The organism is Pseudoalteromonas tunicata, from assembly GCF_002310815.1.
Lineage (GTDB): Bacteria > Pseudomonadota > Gammaproteobacteria > Enterobacterales > Alteromonadaceae > Pseudoalteromonas > Pseudoalteromonas tunicata.
This window is the reverse complement of the sequence record NZ_CP011032.1, coordinates 3,149,751-3,173,473: the sequence shown is the minus strand read 5'-3', so window position 1 is coordinate 3,173,473 and position 23,723 is coordinate 3,149,751. Positions and strand designations below refer to the sequence as shown.

General features: G+C 42.2%; 23 protein-coding genes. 9 read left to right on the top strand and 14 right to left on the bottom strand.

The annotated features are described in order from the left end of the window. Window positions 1-11 precede the first annotated feature (11 nt). On the top strand, window positions 12-980 hold the full coding sequence (locus PTUN_RS14435) for a PstS family phosphate ABC transporter substrate-binding protein (protein WP_009837679.1): 969 nt from the start codon (window positions 12-14) through the stop codon (window positions 978-980). Between the two features lie 333 nt (window positions 981-1,313). On the opposite strand, the gene PTUN_RS14430 is transcribed toward PTUN_RS14435, so the two are convergent. From PTUN_RS14430 to sfsA, 8 genes are all read right to left on the bottom strand, one after another. Further along, window positions 1,314-1,547, bottom strand: a complete 234-nt coding sequence (locus tag PTUN_RS14430; protein WP_009837678.1) for a hypothetical protein — start codon at window positions 1,545-1,547, stop codon at window positions 1,314-1,316. Between the two features lie 16 nt (window positions 1,548-1,563). Then, window positions 1,564-2,415: a pantoate--beta-alanine ligase gene (gene panC, locus PTUN_RS14425; protein WP_009837677.1), complete on the bottom strand. Its 852-nt coding sequence runs from the start codon at window positions 2,413-2,415 to the stop codon at window positions 1,564-1,566. Beyond that, entirely contained in the window at window positions 2,415-3,209 is a 795-nt protein-coding gene (gene panB / locus PTUN_RS14420; RefSeq protein WP_009837676.1) for a 3-methyl-2-oxobutanoate hydroxymethyltransferase, read from the bottom strand. The genes panC and panB overlap by 1 nt, the downstream gene beginning before the upstream one ends. Before the next feature lie 34 nt (window positions 3,210-3,243). Then, window positions 3,244-3,729 carry a 2-amino-4-hydroxy-6-hydroxymethyldihydropteridine diphosphokinase gene (gene folK, locus PTUN_RS14415; protein ID WP_009837675.1) on the bottom strand — a complete coding sequence of 162 codons (486 nt, stop codon included), beginning with the start codon at window positions 3,727-3,729 and terminating at the stop codon, window positions 3,244-3,246. Between the two features lies 1 nt (window position 3,730). Further along, window positions 3,731-5,104: a polynucleotide adenylyltransferase PcnB gene (gene pcnB, locus PTUN_RS14410; RefSeq protein WP_009837674.1), complete on the bottom strand. Its 1,374-nt coding sequence runs from the start codon at window positions 5,102-5,104 to the stop codon at window positions 3,731-3,733. A 175-nt stretch (window positions 5,105-5,279) separates the two neighbouring features. Continuing rightward, window positions 5,280-6,182: a tRNA glutamyl-Q(34) synthetase GluQRS gene (gluQRS, locus tag PTUN_RS14405; protein WP_009837673.1), complete on the bottom strand. Its 903-nt coding sequence runs from the start codon at window positions 6,180-6,182 to the stop codon at window positions 5,280-5,282. Window positions 6,183-6,193: 11 nt separating this feature from the next. Continuing rightward, the gene (gene dksA / locus PTUN_RS14400; protein ID WP_009837672.1) at window positions 6,194-6,637 is read right to left on the bottom strand and encodes an RNA polymerase-binding protein DksA; all 444 of its coding nucleotides are present in this window, start codon (window positions 6,635-6,637) and stop codon (window positions 6,194-6,196) included. Window positions 6,638-6,798: 161 nt separating this feature from the next. Then, window positions 6,799-7,506 (bottom strand): DNA/RNA nuclease SfsA, encoded by a 708-nt coding sequence (gene sfsA, locus PTUN_RS14395; protein ID WP_009837671.1) that lies wholly within the window; start codon window positions 7,504-7,506, stop codon window positions 6,799-6,801. 91 nt (window positions 7,507-7,597) lie between these two features. On the opposite strand from sfsA, the gene pepB reads away from it, so the two are divergent. The 3 genes from pepB (at window position 7,598) to PTUN_RS14380 (ending at window position 10,678) form a co-directional block, all read left to right on the top strand. Then, window positions 7,598-8,893, top strand: a complete 1,296-nt coding sequence (pepB, locus tag PTUN_RS14390) for an aminopeptidase PepB (protein ID WP_009837670.1) — start codon at window positions 7,598-7,600, stop codon at window positions 8,891-8,893. 160 nt (window positions 8,894-9,053) lie between these two features. Next, complete coding sequence (locus PTUN_RS14385) at window positions 9,054-9,917, top strand: urea transporter (RefSeq protein ID WP_009837669.1); 864 nt, start codon at window positions 9,054-9,056, stop codon at window positions 9,915-9,917. Between the two features lie 197 nt (window positions 9,918-10,114). After that, complete coding sequence (locus tag PTUN_RS14380; protein ID WP_009837668.1) at window positions 10,115-10,678, top strand: phosphoribosyltransferase; 564 nt, start codon at window positions 10,115-10,117, stop codon at window positions 10,676-10,678. Between the two features lie 77 nt (window positions 10,679-10,755). On the opposite strand, the gene PTUN_RS14375 is transcribed toward PTUN_RS14380, so the two are convergent. Beyond that, window positions 10,756-11,412, bottom strand: coding sequence for a Crp/Fnr family transcriptional regulator (locus PTUN_RS14375; protein WP_040643676.1), 657 nt, complete (start codon window positions 11,410-11,412; stop codon window positions 10,756-10,758). 275 nt (window positions 11,413-11,687) lie between these two features. Here PTUN_RS14375 and PTUN_RS14370 point away from each other — a divergent pair, with 275 nt between their 5' ends. After that, window positions 11,688-11,918, top strand: coding sequence for a YgjV family protein (locus tag PTUN_RS14370; RefSeq protein ID WP_040643675.1), 231 nt, complete (start codon window positions 11,688-11,690; stop codon window positions 11,916-11,918). Window positions 11,919-11,920: 2 nt separating this feature from the next. Here the strand turns inward: PTUN_RS14370 and ubiM are convergent, their stop codons facing one another. From ubiM to pdsR, 4 genes are all read right to left on the bottom strand, one after another. Then, entirely contained in the window at window positions 11,921-13,078 is a 1,158-nt protein-coding gene (gene ubiM / locus PTUN_RS14365; protein WP_083781255.1) for a 5-demethoxyubiquinol-8 5-hydroxylase UbiM, read from the bottom strand. Window positions 13,079-13,155: 77 nt separating this feature from the next. Next, window positions 13,156-14,802, bottom strand: a complete 1,647-nt coding sequence (locus PTUN_RS14360) for an amidohydrolase (protein ID WP_009837664.1) — start codon at window positions 14,800-14,802, stop codon at window positions 13,156-13,158. A gap of 191 nt (window positions 14,803-14,993) precedes the next feature. After that, complete coding sequence (gene pdsS / locus PTUN_RS14355; protein WP_009837663.1) at window positions 14,994-17,141, bottom strand: proteobacterial dedicated sortase system histidine kinase; 2,148 nt, start codon at window positions 17,139-17,141, stop codon at window positions 14,994-14,996. Further along, window positions 17,141-17,830, bottom strand: coding sequence for a proteobacterial dedicated sortase system response regulator (gene pdsR, locus PTUN_RS14350; RefSeq protein ID WP_009837662.1), 690 nt, complete (start codon window positions 17,828-17,830; stop codon window positions 17,141-17,143). Before pdsR ends, pdsS begins: the two co-directional genes overlap by 1 nt. 221 nt (window positions 17,831-18,051) lie before the next feature. Between pdsR and pdsO the strand changes: the two genes are divergently transcribed. The 3 genes from pdsO (at window position 18,052) to PTUN_RS14335 (ending at window position 21,503) form a co-directional block, all read left to right on the top strand. Next, window positions 18,052-18,795 carry a sortase-associated OmpA-like protein PdsO gene (pdsO, locus tag PTUN_RS14345; protein WP_009837660.1) on the top strand — a complete coding sequence of 248 codons (744 nt, stop codon included), beginning with the start codon at window positions 18,052-18,054 and terminating at the stop codon, window positions 18,793-18,795. Between the two features lie 88 nt (window positions 18,796-18,883). After that, on the top strand, window positions 18,884-20,938 hold the full coding sequence (locus tag PTUN_RS14340) for a marine proteobacterial sortase target protein (protein WP_009837658.1): 2,055 nt from the start codon (window positions 18,884-18,886) through the stop codon (window positions 20,936-20,938). Then, complete coding sequence (locus PTUN_RS14335; protein WP_009837657.1) at window positions 20,922-21,503, top strand: class GN sortase; 582 nt, start codon at window positions 20,922-20,924, stop codon at window positions 21,501-21,503. Before PTUN_RS14340 ends, PTUN_RS14335 begins: the two co-directional genes overlap by 17 nt. Before the next feature lie 7 nt (window positions 21,504-21,510). Here PTUN_RS14335 and PTUN_RS14330 read toward each other — a convergent pair whose 3' ends face one another. Continuing rightward, entirely contained in the window at window positions 21,511-22,449 is a 939-nt protein-coding gene (locus PTUN_RS14330) for a DMT family transporter (RefSeq protein ID WP_050760023.1), read from the bottom strand. 151 nt (window positions 22,450-22,600) lie between these two features. Between PTUN_RS14330 and proB the strand changes: the two genes are divergently transcribed. Beyond that, window positions 22,601-23,713, top strand: coding sequence for a glutamate 5-kinase (gene proB / locus PTUN_RS14325; RefSeq protein ID WP_009837655.1), 1,113 nt, complete (start codon window positions 22,601-22,603; stop codon window positions 23,711-23,713). The last annotated feature ends 10 nt before the right edge of the window (window positions 23,714-23,723 follow it).

Here is a 23,723-nt window from a genome sequence, read left to right as displayed (position 1 = left end):
GAGTCACCCGAATGAAATTTAAAAACATCGTTGCAGCAATGGGTTTTGCAGTAACAACCTTAGTTACAACTCAAGCTTCAGCTATCGAGCAAGCACTGCCAGAATATACAAAAGTAAGTGGTATTTCAGGTAACTTTTCATCTGTTGGCTCTGATACATTAGCGAATATGATGACGTTTTGGGCAGAAGAATACAAACGCCAATACCCAAATGTAAATATTCAAATTCAAGCAGCAGGTTCTTCTACTGCGCCACCGGCACTGACTGAAGGTACTGCAAATTTTGGCCCTATGAGCCGAAAAATGAAGTCAAAAGAAATCGAAGCATTCGAAAAGCGTTTTGGCTATAAACCAACTGAAATTCGTGTTGCTATCGATGCACTTGCAGTGTTTGTACATAAAGATAACCCAATTGAAGGGCTTCGTATTGACCAAGTCGATGCTATTTTCTCTTCAACTCGTAAATGTGGTGCAGATAAAGAAGTAACACGTTGGAGTGATGTTGGTTTAACAGGTGAGTGGGCAACTAAAGACGTTCAGTTATACGGTCGTAACTCAGTATCGGGCACATATGGTTACTTTAAAGATAAAGCCTTATGTAAAGGTGACTTCCGTAACAACGTAAATGAGCAACCTGGTTCTGCTTCGGTAGTACAGTCAATCTCATCTTCTGTAAATGCGATTGGTTACTCAGGTATCGGTTATAAAACATCAGGTGTTCGTACTGTACCATTAGCTAAAAAAGGTAATAACTTTGTAGATGCAACGATTGATAACGTAGCAAGTGGCCAGTACCCACTATCTCGTTTTCTTTATGTTTACGTGAATAAGCACCCAAATAAAGACTTATCGCCTATTGAAACTGAGTTTTTAAAAATGGTGTTATCAAAAATGGGCCAAGAAATTGTCGAAAAAGATGGTTATGTACCACTTTCTGCAAAACTCGTAGAGCAAGAGCTTACGAAACTAGGTTTAAAATAAGTTATCTAATTAATTTATATGACAAAAAAGCCAGTCGAGAGACTGGCTTTTTTATTGCAACTTCTTAATTAAAACAGTAAGTAACCTCAATACTGGATAATACATCAATCTCAAGCAGCTATTTTCAACGCTCACTGCGTTGGATTAACTTGCAATAGTCCAGCTATTGACGCGCTAATCCGCCTTGCTAGCCTTTAAAATATCAGGCTAGAGATAAATAACTTCAAAATTTACTTTTAATTCAATGTGTTGCTAAATCTCTTATCTAGAACTGAGGTTAAGTAAAATAGCGAGAAAAAATAACTTATTGAGATAGTAACTTTTACTTTAATACTATTGTACGTTTATTAATGCTTCTGCTTGGCTTTTGCAACGATTGTGTGACTCGGTGCATTTTGTTTCGCATACTGATTTAACCAAGCCATCGCCAGAGCTGCGCATGTCGCAATTTTGCTGACACTGAAATAGCTCTTGGCCACAACGATTAAGTTCTGGATTGCTGCTTTGACAGCCAAAAAGCATTAAGGCACTTAGGCCGATACATAAACGTTTGCTGATGGTGTTCATTGCAGTCCTTTTTTAGTTAATCCAAATTAATTTGTAAGTTATCAATCAAGCGTACATTACCTAAAAATGCAGCAGCTAGAATGATAAGTTGTTTATCACCGAGATTTGCAGGTTTAAGTGTTTGTCTGGCAACAATATTATAGTAGTCAGGTTGTAATCCTGCTGCAGTTAATTTTGTATTAGCTTCAAGCGTTAATGTTTCAATTTCACCATTGCCTGATTGTAGCGCTGCTGCGGTCTCGTTTAAGGTTTGAAATAATACTTTAGCGGTTTCTTTTTCTTCATCACTTAAATAGCCATTACGTGAGCTCATTGCCAAACCTGATGCTAAACGTTTAGTGGCAACGGGAATAATTTCAACCGGGATTGATAAATCTTCGACCATGGTGCGAATAACTTGTAGCTGTTGAAAATCTTTTTCACCAAAACAAGCATAATCTGGTTGTACAAGATTAAATAGTTTAGCTACAACCGTTGCAACACCGCGAAAATGCCCCGGACGACTGCCACCACAATGACCTTCTGAAACGCCAAGCACTTCTATATAACTTTGGGCATCTAAGCCTTTTGGATAAATAATATCGGGTGTTGGGGTAAATAATAAATCGGTATCTAAGGCTTCCAATCCTAATTGGTCTTGCTCAAGGGTACGCGGGTATTTATCTAAATCTTCACCTGCGCCAAATTGCATTGGATTAACAAAAATACTTACTACTACTTTATCGGCCACGGATTTTGCTTTTTCGACCAAACTAAAATGACCTTGGTGCAGATTGCCCATAGTCGGCACAAATGCGACCGTTAAGCCAGCTTGTTTCCATGCTTTTACACGACTACGTAGTGATTGAATAGTTGAAACTGTTTGCATTAATTAAACTCGTGCTCAGTGCCAGGGAACGCGCCACTGGTCACATCATCTAAATATTTTTTTACTGCCGCTGGCATGTTGCCAGTTTCAAGTAAAAAGTTTTTCGAAAATTTTGGAATATAACCGGCTGAAATACCGACTAAATCATGCATCACTAAAATTTGGCCATCGGTTAGCTTTCCAGCACCAATGCCAATGGTTGGAATAGAAACGCTCTGTGTTATACGTTCAGCAAGTGCAGAAGGGATGCATTCAAGTACTAATAATTGTGCGCCAGCACGCTCTAAAGCTTGAGCATCTTGCACCATTTTATTCGCTTGTTCATTTTCACGGCCTTGAATTTTAAATCCGCCAAAAACATGAACCGATTGCGGTGTTAAACCTAAATGACCACATACAGGAATACCTTGAATCGTGAGTGCTTTAATACTGTCATAAAGCCATTCACCACCTTCTAATTTAACCATGTTAGCACCCGCGCGCATTAATTCTGCGGCATGTTTACAGGTATCAGTAACAGTGGAATAAGTCATAAAAGGCATGTCAGCAATCACAAAGGTATCTTTTGCGCCGGCCCGCACGCAGCGGGTGTGGTAAGCAATATCTTGGTTGGTTACGCCAAGGGTATCAGTGCCCCCTTGTAGTACCATGCCCAGTGAATCACCAACAAGCAGAACATGAATGCCGTTATCTTGAAATAGTTGTGAAAAACTGGCGTCATATGCAGTTAGTGCTGCAATTTTACGCCCTTCTTCTTTCATTTTTTTTAACGTAGAAACAGTAATTTTAGCCATAAAGCCCCCAGATAATGCCTGGCATTATCCTGTATTAACGTGTAATTGGTGTTAAGCCATTTAATGGCACTAAATTGAGTAATGCCGCAATGGGTTTACCATTGGGTAAGATTAAATCAGTATCAAGTTCAGCCAATGGGTAGAGCACAAATTCGCGTAGCTCTAATCCATAATGCGGTACGGTGAGTCGCTCGTTATTAATTATTTCGTTATCGTACAATAAAATATCGATATCCAGAGTGCGAGGTCCCCAGCGCTCTTCTTTGCGGACTCGACCGCAATCGAGTTCAATTTTTTGCGTCTGATCAAGTAATGCTAATGGTGCCAATAAGGTCGTGATTTTGGCAACTGCATTCACATAATCAGGTTGATCTTGCGGACCCATCGGCTTACTACTGTAAAACCTAGATACCACAATATTATCTTTACCAACCAATGCGCCAAGTGCTGCAACAGCCTGCTCAAGCTGTTGCACGGGTTGATTAAGGTTTGCGCCTAAGCCTAAATAAACAACTGCCATATTATTGTTCCGAGCTGTTAGGTTTTTTACTTGGAAAACGACGACGAGGACGTCTGCGAGCCGCTGGTTTATCACCTGAATGACTCGGTTTTTCGGCTAAATCAGGTTTGTGCAACGGTGCTGGCACAATATTTTCGCGTTTTTGGTACTCAGTCCACCAATTGGCTAATTCTTGCAGTGGCCCCGGTGTAATTTGAGTGCGTAGCAGCAAAAAGTCATACGCAGCTCTAAAGCGTGGTTGCTGCGCTAAACGGTATGCTCGTTGTCCACCACGTTTTGGTAAGCGTAATTGAATTTGCCAAATTTCCCTTGACCCTTGAGTAAAGTGTTTTGGCACGGCAATATGTTGGGCATTTTGTGCGACAACTTCGTTACCCGCTTGGGTATACGCTTCATATTCATCAAGCTTGGTTTCTTTAATTAATTGTTCCGCACGTTGCACCATTGGGTACCAAAGTAATGCAGCAAAAACAAAAGCAGGTGTTACTTTTTTATCAGCATTAATGCGAGTATCTGTATTGATAAACATTTGCGTGATGAGTTTGAGCTCTTCACCTGTTTTAGATTGTTCAATAATTAAATCAAGGGCAGGGAATAACTGCTTAAACAGACCGTATTGACGTAATGCCACGAAGTTTTGCTCAGCTTTACCATTTAAAAATAGTTTAAGCACTTCTTCAAACAAACGAGCCGCCGGAATATTTGATAATAAATCAGCAAGTTCATAAATTGGCTTTTCAGTGTCTGGTGCAATCGTCATATCGAGTTTGGTGGCAAAGCGAATGGCTCTTAGCATCCTAACTGGATCTTCTCGGTAGCGCGTTTCTGGGTGGCCGATCAGTTCAATACGTCGGTGTTTGATTGCATCCATACCATTGGCATAGTCATGAATACTGTAATCATTAATAGAGTAATAAAGCGCATTGATTGAAAAGTCGCGACGCTCGGCATCTTCATCGATAGAGCCAAATACGTTATCACGCAGCAATTGGCCTTCGGTACTCGATTGGCTAATTGGATTTTTATCTTCGCTACCTTCATGGTGACCACGCATGGTCGCCACTTCAATGATTTCTCGGCCAAATACAATATGCGCTAAGCGAAAGCGACGGCCAATAATACGGCAATTACGAAATAAGCGTTTCACCTGCTCTGGTGTTGCATTCGTAACTACATCGAAATCTTTGGGTGTGACACCAAGTAAGACGTCTCGAATACATCCGCCAACTAAATAAGCGTCGTAACCACCGTCTTTTAAGCGATAAAGCACTTTAATAGCGTTAGGACTAAAGTCTTTACGCGAGACATTGTGTTCTGCTCTGCCGATAATCAGCGGCGACTTGCTGTTTTTCTTTACTTTCTTTTCAGTTTGCACGCTGTTTTTACCGGTTAGTTTTCGACAAAAATTAATTAGTTTGGAAATAATAACGCGTCTCCTTCGGCTGGTTGGGGTAACTTGGCCATTTTTAGGTGGCTATCATATAACAGCGCGGCGAAAAACTTAATAGCCCTTTGCAGCTAAGTGATTTTTTATCTAAATTAGCTGGTAATTATTGATGATTTAAGACAATTTCGGTCTGTTTTGGTACTTGGCTTATCTGCCATTGCCCAGTTGCCCAGGTAAGTAATTGACTAACCGAGCTATGAGTAAGCTCAAGTGGTGGAGGAAAGCCTAAAAATGTCAATGCGGCACATAACGCTGGGAGTGGATTTTGGTTGTCGATTGCAGGGGCATGATTTTGCTTTGAGAGCTTAAAACCAGGCTCCACCACCGCAAGCGGCAGATGTGCAAACTTTGGTACAGTTTGATTTAATAACTGATAGGTACTTATTTGGCGTACTGTTGGTTCTAGTAAATCTGCGCCGCGCACGATATCAGTGATACCTTGTTCAATATCATCTAGTACCACCACTAATTGGTATGCAAAGAGTCCATCGCTGCGTTTAATGATAAAGTCTTCTTCAGCAAAAGATTTAGCAACATTAACAGAGCCTTGAATGCGGTCATTAAACTCTAAGCAGGGTTTACTTTGTTTTATTCTAATAGCGTGATGTTGAAATGGATGACCAGCTACTTTGCAGCTATTAAGATAAATGCCACCTTGCGCTTTAATTTGTTTTCGCGTGCAAGTACAGGCATAAACTAAGTTGTTTTTAATGAGTTGATTGAGTGTATTTTGATACAAATCAAGACGTTGGCTTTGGTAAGCAACGGGCTCATCCCAATGTAATCCATAGGCTTCGAGGGTGTGTAAAATTATATCACTTGCACCAGCAACAACACGTGGCGTATCAATATCTTCAATACGAACTAGCCATTTACCATGGTGAGCTTTAGCGTCAAGGTAACTGCCAACAGCAGCTATGAGTGAACCAAAATGGAGGGGACCTGAAGGTGAAGGGGCAAATCGACCTCGATAAACCCCTACCTCAGAACAAAAAGCAGGATCCATACTACAGAGTATTAACCACGACCCGCTTGTTTTTCTTTGATTTCAGACAACGTTTTACAGTCAACACATTGGTCTGCTGTTGGGCGCGCTTCTAAACGGCGGATCCCAATTTCAATCCCACATGAGTCACAGTAACCGAAATCATCATTTTCAATTAGTTGTAATGTTTTTTCGATTTTCTTAATTAATTTACGCTCACGGTCGCGAGTACGAAGCTCAAGAGAAAACTCTTCTTCTTGTGCTGCGCGGTCAACCGGATCAGGGAAGTTTGCTGCTTCATCCTGCATATGCGTTTTTGTGCGGTCGACTTCTTGTCGTAAGTCATTGCGCCATGCTTCAAGAATCAATTTAAAATGAGCTAGTTGCGCATCATTCATATATTCTTCATTTGGTTTTTCTTGGTACGGCTCAACACCCGCCTGAGCCAGTAAACCTAATTTTTTTTGCTCCGGCATAACACTCTCCTAATCCTTACTTTCAATCCCGGTCAAAGTCGGCGGGTATAAATACCAGAAACTTACACCCTAGGCAAATACTTTATGCATTAATTCATTAGTATTACCTATAACTGAGACTTAGGCAGTTTTTATTATTTTATTATGACAGTTAGCGTTTATTAACAGCTAAAGGTCAGTCTTTTATTTAGGGTTATCTCTTTGGCACTAATATGCGTGTTATAACAGAGTACTTCAACCCCCGCTTTAAGTGCCGCATTGATCCCAAGTGCATAGTTTGGGTCAATGTGAGCTGCTGGTTTCACAGATTGTATGCCTTGGTGCTGCACTAAAAATAACAACACAGCTCTGTGGCCTTGTTGTTTCATTTCAATGAGTTCACGTAAATGTTTTTGCCCTCGAGTCGACACTGCATCAGGAAAGAATCCTTGGTGATTATCTCCTAGCAAGGTGACAGATTTAATTTCTACATAGCATTTATCGGTTTGATTTTGACTTAATAAAATATCAATTCGACTATTTTCACTGCCATATTTTACTTCTGCGGTAATGGTATTGTAGCCATCAAGCTCAGGAATTTGGTTTAAATGAAGTGCTTCTAGCACAATTTTATTAGCTAGGGCGGTATTAACACATATAAGCTGACCTTGCATGTTTTGTGTGAGCTCTAAACTATGTGGGTATTTGCGTTTTGTATTACTGCTGGTTGAATAAAAAGCCCGATAGCCTGAATCTGCGCAACCGGTCATTGCTCCAGTATTGGCGCAGTGAATGGTGCATTGTGTGTGATCTTCTTTGACTATATCGACTAAAAAACGTTTGTAGCGTTTAATTAAAGTGGCGCTTTGAAGTGCAGGCTCAAATTTCATTGTTTACTCGCAATATTCGTCTCAATCTGTTGGGAGAACTGATCGGCTATAGTAGACTCAACCTACTCATAAAACGCAAGAGAAACGCAACATGTCACAATCTTTTATTGTTCGCTTGACTGAACAAGCTGCCGCGGCTCACTGGGGCCAAAATACCCAATTATCATTTGATCAAAGTGGTGCTTTAATTCATTTAACTGAGCAAGAAACATTAAAAAACATTCAAAAAGCAGGTCGTGCTATTGCCGCTCAAGGTATTAAAGCGGTGCAATTAGCAGGCGATGCGTGGTGCACTGAAAGCCAGTGGGCATTTTATCAAGGTTTTGTTAGTCCAAAGCAATTAAGTGGTGTGAGCTTTGTTGAGAATGCGCAATCAGATTTAGCAGAATTAGCGCAATTACAACAAGCTGCGACGTGGGCACGTACCATGATCAACGGCACTGCCGATGATGTTTTCCCTGAATCATTAGCTGAAAAAGCGGCTGAGTTTATTCAATCATTAGCCCCAGAGCATGTGAGTTATCAAATCATTAAAGGTGATGCACTTCTTGAGCACCAATGGGTCGGTATTCATGCGGTAGGCCGTGGCAGTGATCGTAAACCTGCGTTATTAATGCTTGATTACAACCCTACAGGTGATGCAACTGCTCCTGTTGCCGCAGCGCTTGTTGGTAAAGGCATTACATTTGATTCAGGCGGTTATTCAATTAAACCTTCTGAAGGTATGCTTGGCATGAAATGCGATATGGGCGGCGCAGCCACTGTTACTGCTGGTTTAGCCCTTGCGATTAGTCGTGGTATCGATAAACGCATCAAGCTGTTTTTATGTTGTGCGGAAAACTTAATTTCTGGCGGCGCTTATAAATTAGGCGATATCCTCACTTACAAAAATGGTACCACGGTTGAAATCGTTAATACCGATGCCGAAGGTCGCTTAGTATTAGCTGATGGTTTAATGGCCGCAGGCGAAACCGGCGCACCATTAATTATTGATGCAGCAACATTAACAGGTGCAGCGTTAATGGCTGTTGGCACACAATACAATGCGTTATTTGGTTTAGATAAAGCCTTAGTGCGTGATGTACAACAATTTGCCGAAGATGAATTTGAAGCTGCATGGCCATTACCGCTTGAAAAATGGCATCAACAACAATGTCCATCGGCTTATGCCGATACCGCCAATAGTCGTGCCCAAAAAGGCGGTGGCTTTGGTGGTGCATCAAATGCTGCGGGCTTCTTATCTCGTTTTGTACCAAACGAAGGCCAAGGTTGGGTGCACATCGATTTAGCTGGTTGTTTCCAAGATAGCGCAGGCGCGCAGTGGGCTGCTGGTGCTACTACTATGGGTATGCGCACCGTTGCACGTACTTTGTTAGAAAAAGCGTAAGTACGAAAGCAGCTTCATTTATATACTTTAAAAGCTCACTGTGTTCAGTGAGCTTTTTTATGGCTATTGATTGCTGATTCTGCTTGATAAGGCGGATGATATTCTTTATAAAGCGCCGATATTATGGTGAGTGCACATATTTTAGGTAAACGAATCAACGATGAGCCCAATTAAGCAACTGATACCTTTTATTAAGCTGGTTTTTCGTGGCCTTGGCCAAGTCATGCTGCAAAATAATGCAGTATCGGGCGGGTTATTTTTACTGGCTGTTTGGATGAGTGTGCCTTGGCAAGCCCTAGCAATGTTACTCGGTGCATTGCTAGGTTCGCTGCAAGCCAAGTTTTGTGATTATGACCAGTGCGCATATCAGCAAGGGGTTTTTGGTTTTAATGGCGCATTGGTTGCGCTTGGAGCCAGCTTTTTTTATCCAGATGCAATGTGGGTGATTTGGCCTGCAGTAATCGGTTTCGTTTTTTTAGCCACTGTTATTATGGCGCAATGCATTAAACGCCAGTACAGCGGATTGACTAGCCCATTTGTAGTGGCGAGCTGGATTTTATTGCTTAGCTTAGCTCATTTTGGAATTCAACCCGTGTCAGGTGTTGCAAATATAGGTTGGGATTGGGTATTACCATCAGTGTTGCAAGGTACCTTGCAAGCATTTTCACAAGTGTTTTTTCAGGGCAATAACCTAGCAGGTGTTTTGATTATACTGGGACTTGCGATCAATCAATTTAAAGCAACGATCATTACGGTTTTGGTTGCTGCTGCAATTGCATTAGTAATGCCTTTATTTGGATTAAGTGAACCTGCTATGGCGGGGTTATTGGGGTTTAATGCGGTGCTGTGTAGTTTGGTTTTTGCTAATCGAAAAACATTATGGCCGCTATTGGGAGCAGTGTTAATTAGTCTTTGTTTTATGCTGGTGGCGTTGAGCTTAGGTATAACCGCATTAACTGCGCCATTTGTATTGGCGACCTGGCTTGTTTTGAGCGTTGAAAAGTGGCGTATTTATAAACTTTAATCTGCTGAGCGGCTGAATGAAGATATTTTGGTTATTAAGTTTTTTATAACAAAAAGCATGGATTTAAGCTTTTTTTAGTATTTTTGCTCTAAATTAAGCCAAACTTGCGAAATTAATAACCAAAGTCCACGCTTTTGTATTAAGATCCGCCACCAATTTTTGCTACACAGTCCTTTTCTGAATAATGGGGAGCACACATGTCAGATAAACGTTATATCACAGCTCAGCAACTACTTGAGGATTCGTTCCGTGTTGCCGCACAGGTTTATGAAGATGGTTTCCGCCCAGATTTCATTATTGGTATTTGGCGTGGCGGTGCACCAATTGGCATCGCAGTACAAGAATATTACGATTTTAAAGGCGTTGAGACAGATCATATTGCGGTACGTACGTCGTCTTATTATGGTATTAACCAGCAATCTAAAGACATTAAAGTGCATGGTTTGCATTACATCATTGAAAACGCCAATGCGAATAACTCATTGCTGATTGTTGATGATGTATTTGATTCAGGTCGCAGTATTTATGCGTTAAAAGAAAAACTGAAAGAATTAATGCGTTTAAATATGCCAGCAGACGTGCGTGTTGCTTGCCCATATTACAAACCAAAAAATACTAAAGTGGATATGAAGCCTGACTACTTTATTCATGAGTCAGATGAATGGTTAGTCTTTCCACATGAATTATCGGGTTTAACGCCAGACGAAATTATTTCAGGTAAAACTGATTTAACGAATATTCAGCATTTGTTAGTAAAGTAATCTAACTAATTCGCTGATAGTAAATAAAAAAGGCCATTTATTGGCCTTTTTTATTTACTGGAGTTATTTAATTGAAATTAGCGTTGTAAAAAATTATCGATAAATTCTTCAAGTGCTTCTTCATCAACTGGTTTTAAGCCTGAATCGGTGCGCGAGACTAAGCCTTTTTCAACTAATTCACTGACTACACGGCGATAAGCACGCTCTGTGGTGGCAAATCGTTCGGCCTCTGCAATCACAGTTTGATAAGGGCGGAGTGTGGTTGGGCCGCTGTGACGAGCACGGGTTAAGCAATCTTTAGCAATATTATAACTAAGGGGAAGTAACAGTTTGTCGAGGTTTACCTGCTGATTTTCAGCAAATTTTGCCGCAATACTTTGCGCAGTATACAAACTGAGTTCAGGTTGGCTCAGTAATAACTCACGCCAATGTTTAAGCTCAATTAGGTTATAGCAGACATCACTTTTTGAGGTGACGGTGTAGATACCTGGTTTATTGTTGAGCGCTTCAATTTCACCGATCAGCGTATTATTGCAATCGAGTTGCCCAAGTAATAACCTGCGCCCGTTGCCAACATCATAACTAAACGACACTGTGCCAGAGCGTACCAACAAGAGTTTTGTAAATGGTTGCCCTTGATGTAGTAAGGTTTTTTCTTTCTCTTGATTAAAGCTATTGCCAGCAAATGACAGCAGTTGCTCAACCAAATTTGAGGAGAAATGATATTGGAACATAACCGTGGGCGCTCTCTTACTCTGGGGTTCGGACAATTGTCCTTTAATTAAAAACTGCAAGACCTTAACATCTTTGTTAATTTACACCAATCCACAATGAAAAGAAAAAGCCTTTATTCTATATTTAGCTCGATTATTTAATCGAATTAGTTGTGGAGTTATCCCGTGACTGAACGTCCCTGCGCAAGTTGGTAAACAAATTCAGTGGGCTATTGAGTGGATTGGTTTTTTTATTCTGACTACCAACTAAGTAGTAAAACTTAATGAGGTGAATGATGAGCTGGGAATATTTAGGTTATTTAGCATCAGTATTATTAGTCGCCTCATTAATGATGAGCAACGTCACAAAGCTACGTTGGTTAAACTTAGCGGGCTGTATTGCATTTACTTTTTATGGTGTGGCTATTACTGCGTGGCCGGTGGCAATCACCAATGGATTACTCTCTTTGGTTAATATTTACCACCTTTATAAATTGCATCGTTATCAACATGAGCAAGTCAGTTAATTTCAGCCATATTGCGTGAGCTTGGCTGTAATTGCTTGTTTTAGCGGTGGAAAGTGATTGGAAAAACGCAGCAATATTTTTCGTGCTAATTTAGCAGGTGGATTTTCACTGGTAAATAACTGCACTATGCCGTTGGTGCCATAGTACATCATTCTCGCTTCTTTTTGCTGTTCGCTGTGATAGGCCGCAAGTGTCTGCTCGCTGTAGTAGGTGTCGTTTTTATCAATAGCTTCAGAAATCACTTTTGCCAAACGTGTTGCACCCACTAATCCTAAGTTAAAGCCATGAGCAGTAACCGGATGCATGCCCACAGCAGCATCACCAAGTAATGCGACATGCGCTTTACTAAAATACGCTGCAAATACGCCTACCAATGGATATGAAAAGCGCGCAGTACTTAATTGCATATCTCCTAGACTATGAGCTAAAGCATTAGTAATAAATCGGTTGAACTCATCATCACTTAATGCCAATAAATCGGCAGCTTTGTCTGTATTTGCCGTGACCACAATTGATGATTCACCTTCACTTAAGGGCAAAATCGCTAATGTATGGCCGTAATGAAAGCACTCATGAGCTGTGCATTGATGGGCTAATTGGTGGCGCATCCGACAAACAATCGCGGTGCGGGCAAAATCTTTGATAGTGGCGCTTATTCCCACTTGGCGTCGCGTTGCTGAAAAGCGAGAGTCTGCAGCCACTAACAGTGGAGTATCAAATTGGCGGCCATCACAGAGTGTGACGCGATAGCCAAGTTCACTTTTTATTACTTGTTGCACTTTGGTTTGCCAAATAAAGTTAACATTTGGCTGCGGTGCAACTGTTTCATATAAAGCTTGGCGCAGGTGATGATTTGACACTAAAAAGCCAAGTGGTTGTGTGTGTTCGCAAAAATTAAGTGTATAGGGCGAATGACCATCTTGTACCTTGGCCGCTGCAATGGGATGTGCTTGCAGCTTCGACCAAATATCAAACTGTTTTAAAATAGCCAATGATTGATGAGTGAGTGCAATATCGCGGCCATCATAGTCTGGCTGGGCGCATTGTTGCTGGCTTTGCTGTTCAATCAAGGTGATATTGAGGCGGCTGTGAGCTAGGGCTTTTGCCAGTGCAAGAGCGCTTGGACCTGCGCCAATAATTATTAAATCTTTATTCATCATCACTGCCTTTAACTAAGATTACTCAGCATAAAGGCAGTGCAAATTTTTTAGTTGATGTGTATCAAAACGAGGTGAATTTATCGTTTATATTTTTGCTCACCAGCTAACCAGGTTTCAAGTACTTGGGTTTTATAAATATCGGCCGCATCAATGGTAAAAATATCTTGATCAATCAAAATAAAATCAGCCCATTTTCCTTGTTCAAGTGAACCTAATTTAAACTCTTGATGCGCTGCATAGGCTGCATCTAGGCTAAAGGCTTTAAACGCATCTTTACGACTGAGCGCTTCGTTATTGCGCCAGCCAAGTTCGGGTTGTTGGTTGTGATCCATGCGCGTAATTGCAGCATACAAACCATCAAAAATATTGGCCAGTTCAACCGGGAAGTCTGAGCCTGCCGCTACTTTTGAGCCCTGATTTAAAAAACTTTGCCATGCGTACGCGCCTTGTAATTGCATGGCATTAAGGCGTTGTTCTGCCATGTGCATATCGGATGTGGCATGAACAGGTTGCATTGAGGGAATAATTCCTAAGCTTTTAAAGCGCGGAATATCAGCTGGGGTGACAATTTGAGCATGTTCAATGCGATTGCGCAGTAATTTGCCGCCGGTTTTTTTAAAGGTATTTTCGTAGGCATCCAGCACGGTATGGTTGGCCATATCGCCGATAGCATGGGTATTGGCGCTAAAACCATATTTAAAACTGAGCTCAAACAATTGCTCAAGCTTTTCTTGGCTTTCGAGCATTAACCCTTTGTGACCTGGGCGGTCGGCGTAATCATCAATCAATGCAGCGCCTCGGCTACCTAAAGCCCCATCGGCATAGATTTTGACACTACGAATCGACAAGAAGTCTTGTTGATCTTTATAAACACCAGCTTGGAGCATGGTTTCAAGTTTAGGATCGGCAGCGCTTAGCATGGCAAAAATACGCATCGGCATAGTGTGCGCCGCATCGCGTTCTTTGTATATTTGCCATGTTGGGTAATCAATGCCCGCATCATGTACTGAGGTAATACCCAGCGCTAGCAAGTGTTTACCTGCCGCATCAAGTGCCGCATTTAACTGCTCTTTACTTGGTTTTGGTTGATGAACACGAATAAGCTCTTCGGCTTTATCAATAAAAATACCACTTGGCTCCCCATTGGCTAAACGTAAAATCTCGCCGCCGGCAGGGGCTTTAGTGTTTGAGTTAATGCCTGCAAGTGCCATCGCTTTGCTATTGACCCACACCGCATGGCCATCAACACGCGATAAAATAACAGGGCGATCGCTCACGTATTTGTCCAAGTCAGCTGCTGTTGGAAATTGTTTTGTTGGCCAGTTTTCTTGATTCCAACCACGGCCAATAATCCAGCCAGATTTATCTTGGGCAAAACGGCTTAACTGCTCACCAATTTCGGCTTTTGAGCGGGTATTGCGTAGCTCAAGTTGCACTAAGTTTTGCCCCAAACCAATGACATGACCATGGGCATCAATTAAGCCAGGTAACAGTACGTGTTGTTTGCCATCAATTTTTTTTGCTTGGCTGTAACTTTTTAATAAGCCTTCATCTCCAGTTCGCACCACTTTGCCATCCTTAAAGACGAGTGTTGAAAACGTTTTAAGATCACCTTGGCGGGTGAGGGTGTAACCCTTAACGTTATGAATAAGTTCAAATTCGGCTAATGCCGAAAAACTGCTGCCAAGTAATAAGCTGGCAGCAATCAGTTTGTATAGTGTCATAATGATTCTCGTTGTTGTTTTTATCAACAGTATCAAGATTGTCGGCTTTAGCAATATCCTTTTGCCAATAGTGAGAGGAACAAACGATTTATTGAGCCCGGTAGCTGTAAACCAACCTCAATACTGGATAATAAATCTATCTCAAGCAGTTAATCCAACGCTAACTGCGTTAGATTAACTTGCAGCTCGTTCTAGTGTTTTGTTGATGATAACGGCAGGGTAAGGGTCATTTGCACGCCTTGGTTTTCTGGTAGGTTAGTGGCGTTAATTCGGCCATGATGAAACTCAGCAATTAAGCGGGCAACATATAAACCAAGCCCTAAATGGGGTTGTTTTTGCATAGCTTGACTGCGCACCGAGACCATCGAATCAAAAATATGGTCACCAATTTTATCAGGCAGGGCTGGCCCTTGATTGCTGATGGTGAGTTTGGCATGTTTATCATCATGACTAAGCTCAACCACAATCGGGGTCTGTGGGGTGGCAAACTCAATGGCATTGTTGATAACTTTATCGAGCAATTGGGCAATAAACTCCGGCACACCGCTGAGCATTATGGGCTGTTCAGTGAGCTTAAGCTCAAAACGCTCGGTTGGATAAGTCATTTGATAACCCTGCATACAGCCGTTAATCACTTGGCTTAAATCAAACATTTGGCGCTCTGAATGGGCAATGCTTTGCTCTAAGCGAGTGGCTTCGCTCATGGTGGTAATAATTTTATTGAGTCGATTAACACCTTCGGTAGCGCGATCGATGTATTTTTGTTGCTCTGGCGCGAGTTCATCAAGCTGCAAGCTTTCAAGTGATGAGCGTACCACAGCCACTGGCGTGCGTAACTCATGAGATAATCGCGATGACATATTTTCTAAATAATGGGTATATCCGCCTAAACGACCGACAATATTGGCAAAGCTTCGTGATAAATCGCCAATTTCATCACCCGCATTTGAGCTTTTAATCTCACCGAGCACACGCCCTTGTGGGTCGATAGCTTGCTCGGCTAAATCACGCAATTTACGGATCCGTGATGAAATACGAGAAGCAAAAAAGAATAGGGTAAACGTGCCAATGAGCATTACAGCTAAAATAACGGTAAAGAGTTTTTCAAGGGCTTTGTTGCGAATGGAACGTACGCCATTGGTGGTTTCTTCTGCAATTACTGCCCCCATGACGTTATCATCAATCCAAATTGGATACGCGGCAGATAAAATCACCGCTTTTTTATCTGGCGTGAGGCGCCAGCTTGATTCTGAGCGTCCTTCAAGTGCCGCTTTAATATGCGCGCCTTCAAGGGCGGCATTATCATAAAGTTCATCAATAAATTCATCGGCAGGGCGGGTTAAAATCAAATAATAAAGTGGATGAAGGTATTCTTTTTCAAACAGATCCCACCAAGAAGTTCGTTGCTGGTATTCATCAAGGCTATTGGCCCACACGCCATCGGCATGTTTGATGTCACCCGATTGAGCCAGCACCCGATGATGAGTATCAACCACCCAAATGCGGCTACCAGAGTGACCCATACCTTTGATTATGCGTTCAATTTCGGGCGATGGCACCAGCACAGTGCCAAGCTCAGTTAAATTGTTAAGATTTGAAGTGGCCATGGTTTTAACGGCCACATTTGGGCCATCCCAATCAACAATGGCAAAACCGAGTTTTTTACCGAGCATGTTAAGTGGTAAACGTAATTCAATACGATAGCCACTTTGGGTTAGCTTAAAATGGCCTTGAATTTGTGGCACAACCGATAAATCGGCTTCATCGTAGGCAGTGATCCACCCCGGTTGTTTTGGCGCAATAATATAGGTTTTTAAACTGCCATCACTGTCTTGAAACGCAATTTTAAGATGGTCGTTGCGGGTAATACTTAAACTATTGGCTGGGCGAAAAACCACTTGCTGATCAGTCACATCAAAAATGGCATACAAGTGTTTTTCGTATTTACCGACCATGTGTTCAAACGCTAAATCACTGCTTTGATGTTGCTCATTTTGTGGTTGTAAATAGCGACTATCGTATTGCCAAAAGAGTGGGCGATAAAGTTGCCATTCGTTAAAGTCTCCATCGAGTTTGATGGGACCATTGATATTGTAGGCATATAAATCTCGGCCTTTCTCAACTTGTTTTAAAAAGCTCGCTTGGCTATCAAACAAGGCTGGGCGTTCATGTAATGCGGTGGCAAGTGCTCGGGTGGTGCCAACTAAAGTTTTTTCTTGGCCTTTGCGCAGGTATTTTTCCATTTCCCACACATATTCATAACCAAGCCAAGGCAATAATAATAAAAAGCTTGATAACAAAATAAATTGGCTACGAAGACCAAAGCTAGCACGGCGCATTAGCTGTGCTCCCAGCGATACCCCATGCCATAGACGGTATCAACGCAGTTAAAATCGGCATCCACTTTAATAAATTTTTTTCGAATGCGTTTTACATGAGAAGTGATAGTGGAATCATCAACGTAAATTTTGGCATCGGTCATTAAGTCGTTGCGGCTTTTAACATGACCTGGGCGCTGCGCGAGGGCATGCACCATCCAGAACTCAGTAATAGTTAAGTCGATGGCATGGTCGTGCCAGCTGACTTGCATGCGATTGGTATCAATTTTTAGTGGCCCGCGGGTCAGAATGTTTTGTGCAACAACGGGCACTTCAAGTGCCGCCATGCGGCGAAAAAGCGCCGCAATGCGTGCAGCCAAATGGGGCAAACTAATGTCTTTGGTTAGGTAGTCATCAGCGCCCATGCGCAGGCCACACACGGTATCGATTTCGCTGTCTCGGGCTGTTAAAAAAATAATCGGTAAGGTTTTAGACAGCGAGCGTAAGGTTTGGCACAAGGTAAAACCGCCATCAATTTCATCACCAAGGCCGATATCAACAATGGCTAAATCGGGCAGTTGTTGTTTAAACGCCAGCTCCGCACTTTGGCGGTCGGCGTAACCTTGCACCTGATAGCCTTGCTTGGTAAGCATTTCAGTGTAGTTTTCGCGAATGGCGGTTTCATCTTCAACAATGGCAATTTGTTTCATTTTAGCTTGGCTTTTAATGCAGGTTATAAATTTGATAAGCGAACTATACCTAAAAAAATCAACTTGTAAGCAGTAAAACTGTAATTGCCTTTTTTTTGCCACAATTGATCGCCAGTTTGCCTTTTTTGCTCCCTTTTGTTGCCACTTGGCTGGTGTTTAATGAATTCCATCAAAACACACAAGCACTCCAACCAGTAGGCTTACTTTTTAGGAAGAACATTATGAAAAAGACCATCATCACATTAACACTAGCCACTTTATTATCAGCGCCAGTTATGGCAACGGCTAAATCGTCAGAGCAAGCACCAAAACGCGAAAATAAAGAACAAGCCATTGGGCTTGGTTCGGGGGCGTTATTAGGTGCTGCTTTAGGCGGCCCAGTAGGGGCATTTATTGGCGCATTGACCGGTGGTTTAATTGGTCAAACTGCATCAGATAGTAAAATCATTAAAGCGCAGCACACTGACCTAGTAGCACTACAGCAACAAAGTTTGCAACAGCAAGATTTAATGGCGCAAAACGAAGCGCTCGAAAACCGCTTATCTGAAATTGAATTTGAGAAAAACAAACTGCAACAACAACGGTTAGATAATTTAATGGCTATGACAGTGCAATTTAGAAGTGGCTCAAGTGCAATTGAAGCGCATTTTGCAAGCCAACTCGATGAAGTGGCGGCTGTATTAGCACAAAATCCTGATTTATCGTTAGATTTACAAGGATTTGCCGACCGCCGTGGCGACGAGCAAGCCAACCTTATTTTATCAAAACAACGTGTTACTAATGTAAAAGCCTATTTGGTGAAACAAGGTGTAAATGCGGTGCGGTTAAATACCGATGCCTTTGGTGAACAACATGCATTGGCTGCACAGCAAGATTTTGAAGGTGACTTTTTCGATCGCCGCGTCACGCTAAAAGCAAAAAATAACCAAGCCATTGAAGCGACAGCCAAAAACCAAAACTATTAACGGTTTACCCTGCAATTGCGCGAACTAGCCAATCAAACTTTGTTTGAGCGGGCCAGTTGCAGGGCTTTTTTTGCCACGGAGTTCCCAAATGATCAATATCAATCGCCGTTTTTTGGCAACGTTTTACTGTGGGTTGGCAACAGTGTTATTACTGGTTAGTCGACCTATTTTTGCAGTCGAATCAACGGATAGCGCCGCATCAACCCTTGCCCTTAGCGACCGCTCAGGTCGGCTTATAAGTCAAGGTTTGTTGCTCAGCAGTGACGCGCAAATGACCATAACCGGTTTAATCAACAAGGTAACGGTAACGCAGCGCTATAAAAATACCAGTTCAGAAGTTTTAAATGGGCGCTACGCCTTTGCCTTACCTGACAATAGCGCAGTATATGAGATGCAAATGCGCGTTGGTGAGAGGGTCATTGTCGGCGAAATTAAAGAAAAAAAACAAGCAGAGCAAGCCTATGAGGTTGCAAAACAACAAGGTAAAAAAGCAAGCTTAGTCAGCCAAAAACGCCCCAATTTATTTGTTAGCCAGGTGGCTAATATTGAGGCGGGGCAAACAGTTGAGGTGACCTTGGTGTATCAGCAATTATTGCATTATGAACAAGGCGAGTTTACGGTGCGTTTTCCTATGCTTGTTGCGCCGCGCTATCAACCAAAACGGCTGGTTTTTGATGCTGATTTACAAGGTAATTGGCCAAGTGCAAGCGAGATAACCTCAGCCCCTTTTATTGATGAACTTGAAACACAAAGCGCTAAAGCAGTGGGACAAGGGATGAGTGATGCAAAAATTAAACAGAGTGTATCGATAGCGCTTAACTTAGGATTTGAACTCGATACCATAATGTCGCCTTATCATGAAATTAATCAGCAACTTATTGGTAATAATCACTATCAAGTGAGTTTAAAACAGGGCACAACATTCGCTAATCGTGATTTTGTCTTGCGGGTAAAACCTAAAAATCAAGCGGCCATTCAAGCGGCGGTATTTAAAGAGCATTTTGAAAACGATGATTACGCGTTAGTGATGTTAATGCCGCCAAGTGATGAGTTTATTGCTGCGCAGCGGCTACCTCGAGAAGTAATTTTTGTCATTGATACATCAGGCTCTATGCATGGTGAATCATTAGAGCAAGCCAAGAGTGCGTTATTTTTTGCTTTGGCTAATTTAGACCCGCAAGATAGCTTTAACATCATCGAATTTAATAGCAAGGTCAATGCACTTAACGCGCAAGCATTGCCAGCCAACGATTTTAATATTCGTCGAGCGCGTAACTTTGTGTATGGCTTAAAGGCCGATGGTGGTACTGAAATAGGATTAGCATTTGAGCAGGTACTTGATAATAGTGAGCATGCCGATTATTTACGCCAAATTGTATTTTTGACCGATGGCAGTATCAGCAACGAAACAGAAGTATTTGCGCAAATAAAAGGTAGTTTGGGCGATAGCCGAATTTTTACCATTGGTATTGGTTCTGCGCCTAACAGTTATTTTATGACGCGCGCAGCCACACTGGGTCGCGGGACTTTTACCTTTATTGGTGATGTAACGGATGTGCAACGGACAATGAAAAACCTGTTTGTGCAATTGGCTAATGCCGCGCTTAAAGAGCTTATTATTACAGATGAAAATGGTGATGCGCTTGATTTTTGGCCCAAACCGATTGCCGACTTATATTTTAACCAAGCGATGATGGTGGCGATAAAACTCAACGCAGGACAAAACCAAATCAACGTGCGCGGGCAGCAAGCGTTTGGTCAATTTAATGCGCAGTTTATGCTTGGCCAAGCGCAAACTGGCAGTAACATTGCCAGGCTTTGGGCAAGGCAGCAAATTCAGTCTTTAAGCATGCAGCAAGTTTATACTGCTAATAAAGAACATGATCCAATTGCAGATAAAATCCTCACACTTGCGCTTAAATATCAGTTACTAAGCCCTTACACCTCATTTTTAGCGGTTGATAAAACGCCAAGCAGTTTACAGCCAGCGCATGGTGAAAGCCGTATTACACCGATGGCGGTAAAAGGATGGAGTGCGCCAATTCCACAAACGGGTGGTCAAAGCGTGTGGCAATTGCTGGTCGGTTTTATGTTACTGATGTTAGCCGCAATTGGCTGGTGGCGTAATGAGCAAACACATTAAACGCATCGTATTTGCTTTTGGGGTATTGTTTGGCGCTGCCTTGATGATGCAAGGCGGCTACATGCAAGCTAAAGCATGGCTGGCACAATATTTGATTTCAGACGCATGGCAAGCAACGTTATCGGGGCAACATAAAGTTAAGCCGTGGTTTTATGCCGATACTTACCCGGTGGCAAAATTGCGGGTACCTGCACTTGATGTTGAGCGCTATGTATTGGCAGAGGCTAATTTGCGCACCTTAGCATTTGGGCCTGCTTTTTTAGCGCCAGATTTGCAGTTATCGTCACTGCAATCGCCATTAATTGCGGGGCACAATGACAGCCATTTTGCTTTTTTAGCCGCTGTGCAGCGTGGGCAAATACTGCAAGTACAACAACCAAGCGGCCAGTGGTGGCAGTATAAAGTGACTGATTTGTCGGTGATTTTAGCCACCGACACCGCATTTTTAGCGCAAGTTCAGCCTTCATCAACCCTTTATTTGGCCACGTGTTATCCTTTTAATAGCCCAGTAGCCGGAACAACGCAGCGTTATTTAGTCACCGCACAAAGAATGAGTGACGCCTAAAAAGTCGTTAAACCACAGAGGAGCTCTTTACTGGCTCCTCGGTATTTATGTGTTCAAGTTCGCCTAATGGGTCGGCATTATCTTTGATTTGCTTGGCATGTTGTTGACTGACCAAAATACCGATAAAGACCACGCCAATACTTAACCACTGCCAAAGAGTAAGCACTTCTTGCAAAATGATTGCTGAAAGCAGCAAGGCAAAAATGGGAATCAGGTTAGAAAATGCCGCCGCTGTAAGTACCGAGATTTTACTAATTGCATAGTTATAAAGCCCATAACCACCCAAAGTAACAAAAGTACCGAGATATAAAATACTGAAAATGGCGCTACTGTTTATTTCGGTTGGCAGGTCAACAAAGAATAAAAATGGCGCAAAAAATAAGCTACCGCTCAATCCTTGCAAGGCAATTAATGACAGTGGCGAATAACGTGCAGCTAAATGTTTTACGCTTACGGTGTAATAGGCGGCGCAAATCATGGCTAAAAATTCTAAAAAATTACCCAATAATGGGTTAGGTGCTTGGTCTGAATGGGGTGAAACCAAGGTTAATAAAATACTGCCGCCAATACACAAGCTAAAACCAATAATGATTGCTTTAGATAACTGCTCTTTGAGTAAATAAAATGCCAAAACTGCGACAATAATTGGCAAACACGATACCAACACCCCAGCTTGTGAGGCCGAGGTATATTCCATTGCATGACCTTCAAACAAAAAGTATAAACAAGGCTCAGCCAACGACATGCTGACTAAATACTTCCAATCACCACTTTGGTAATCAAATCGTTTTACAAAGCGCCACAATAAAAGACAAATTAACAAGGTGGTCAGCATGCGTGCAAAAATAACCACCGCAGGGTCGTAAATGGCAATAGCATATTTTAATGCGATAAATGAACTGCCCCACAAAAAGGTGGCAATGATTAAACATAAACTCGGTGGCATGGTAAACATCAATAATTTCAGGGGTAAAAATCATATCATTTTGCATAAATAACCGCAGCTTAGTGTCATTATTTTTTTTCAAGTGATTAAAGCTTGTACTAAAAAGTTGTTTTGATATAACTAAGACCGCAAACAGGAATGAGAGGGTGAAATGAGCGTCAGTAAAACCATAGTGGTTAAGCTTGGCACAAGTGTGCTAACAGGTGGCAGTTATACGTTAGATAAAGCGCATATGGTGGAGTTAGTCCGCCAATGTGCACAATTAAGGCAACAAGGTCACAAAGTGATTTTGGTTTCAAGTGGCGCGGTGGCGGCGGGTAAAGAGCACTTACACATGAGCTGCGACTTAAACAATTTAGCCAATAAACAAATGTTGGCGGCGGTTGGCCAATCGCAACTTATTTTAACATGGCAAACCTTATTTAATATTTATGGTATTCATGTCGGGCAAATGCTGCTGACTCGCGCCGACTTAGAAGACCGAGAGCGCTACTTAAATGCGCGCGATACCCTGCACGCCTTATTAAAACACCATATTGTGCCGATCATTAATGAAAATGATGCCGTAGCCACCGCCGAAATAAAAGTGGGTGATAACGATAATTTATCGGCCTTAACCGCTATTTTGGCTCAAGCCGATCAGTTACTGTTATTAACTGATCAGCCCGGATTATTTACTGCAGATCCGCGCTCAAATCCTGATGCAACCCTTATTACTGAAGTGAATAAAATTGATGATAATTTACGCGCACTTGCTGGTGGCAGTGGTACAAATTTAGGCACAGGTGGCATGGCCACTAAGTTACAAGCGGCCGATGCCGCACGCCGTGCAGGTATTGAAACCATCATTGCAGCAGGGCACAGACCCAACGTTATTATTGATACGGTTAATCAAACAGGTGTTGGCACGCGTTTTAAAGCACTCGAATCGGCGATTGAAGGGCGAAAACGTTGGTTGCTTGCAGGGCCTTCAAGCAGCGGTAAGCTTGTACTCGATGCTGGGGCAACGGATGCCATTGTACTGCAAGGTTCCAGTTTATTAGCCAAAGGCGTGAAGCAAGTTAAAGGCTTGTTTGAGCGTGGCGATTTAGTTGAGTTGGTGACAGTACAAGGTGAAGTCATTGCCAAAGGTATTTGCCGCTATAGCAGCATCGATTTAGATAAAATAAAAACCTTACATTCAGAGCAAATCAAAGCCGTTTTAGGGTTTGATAATGGCAAAGTGGTGATCCACCGCGATGACTTAGTGTTGCTGGATGATTAATGCTTGCCAT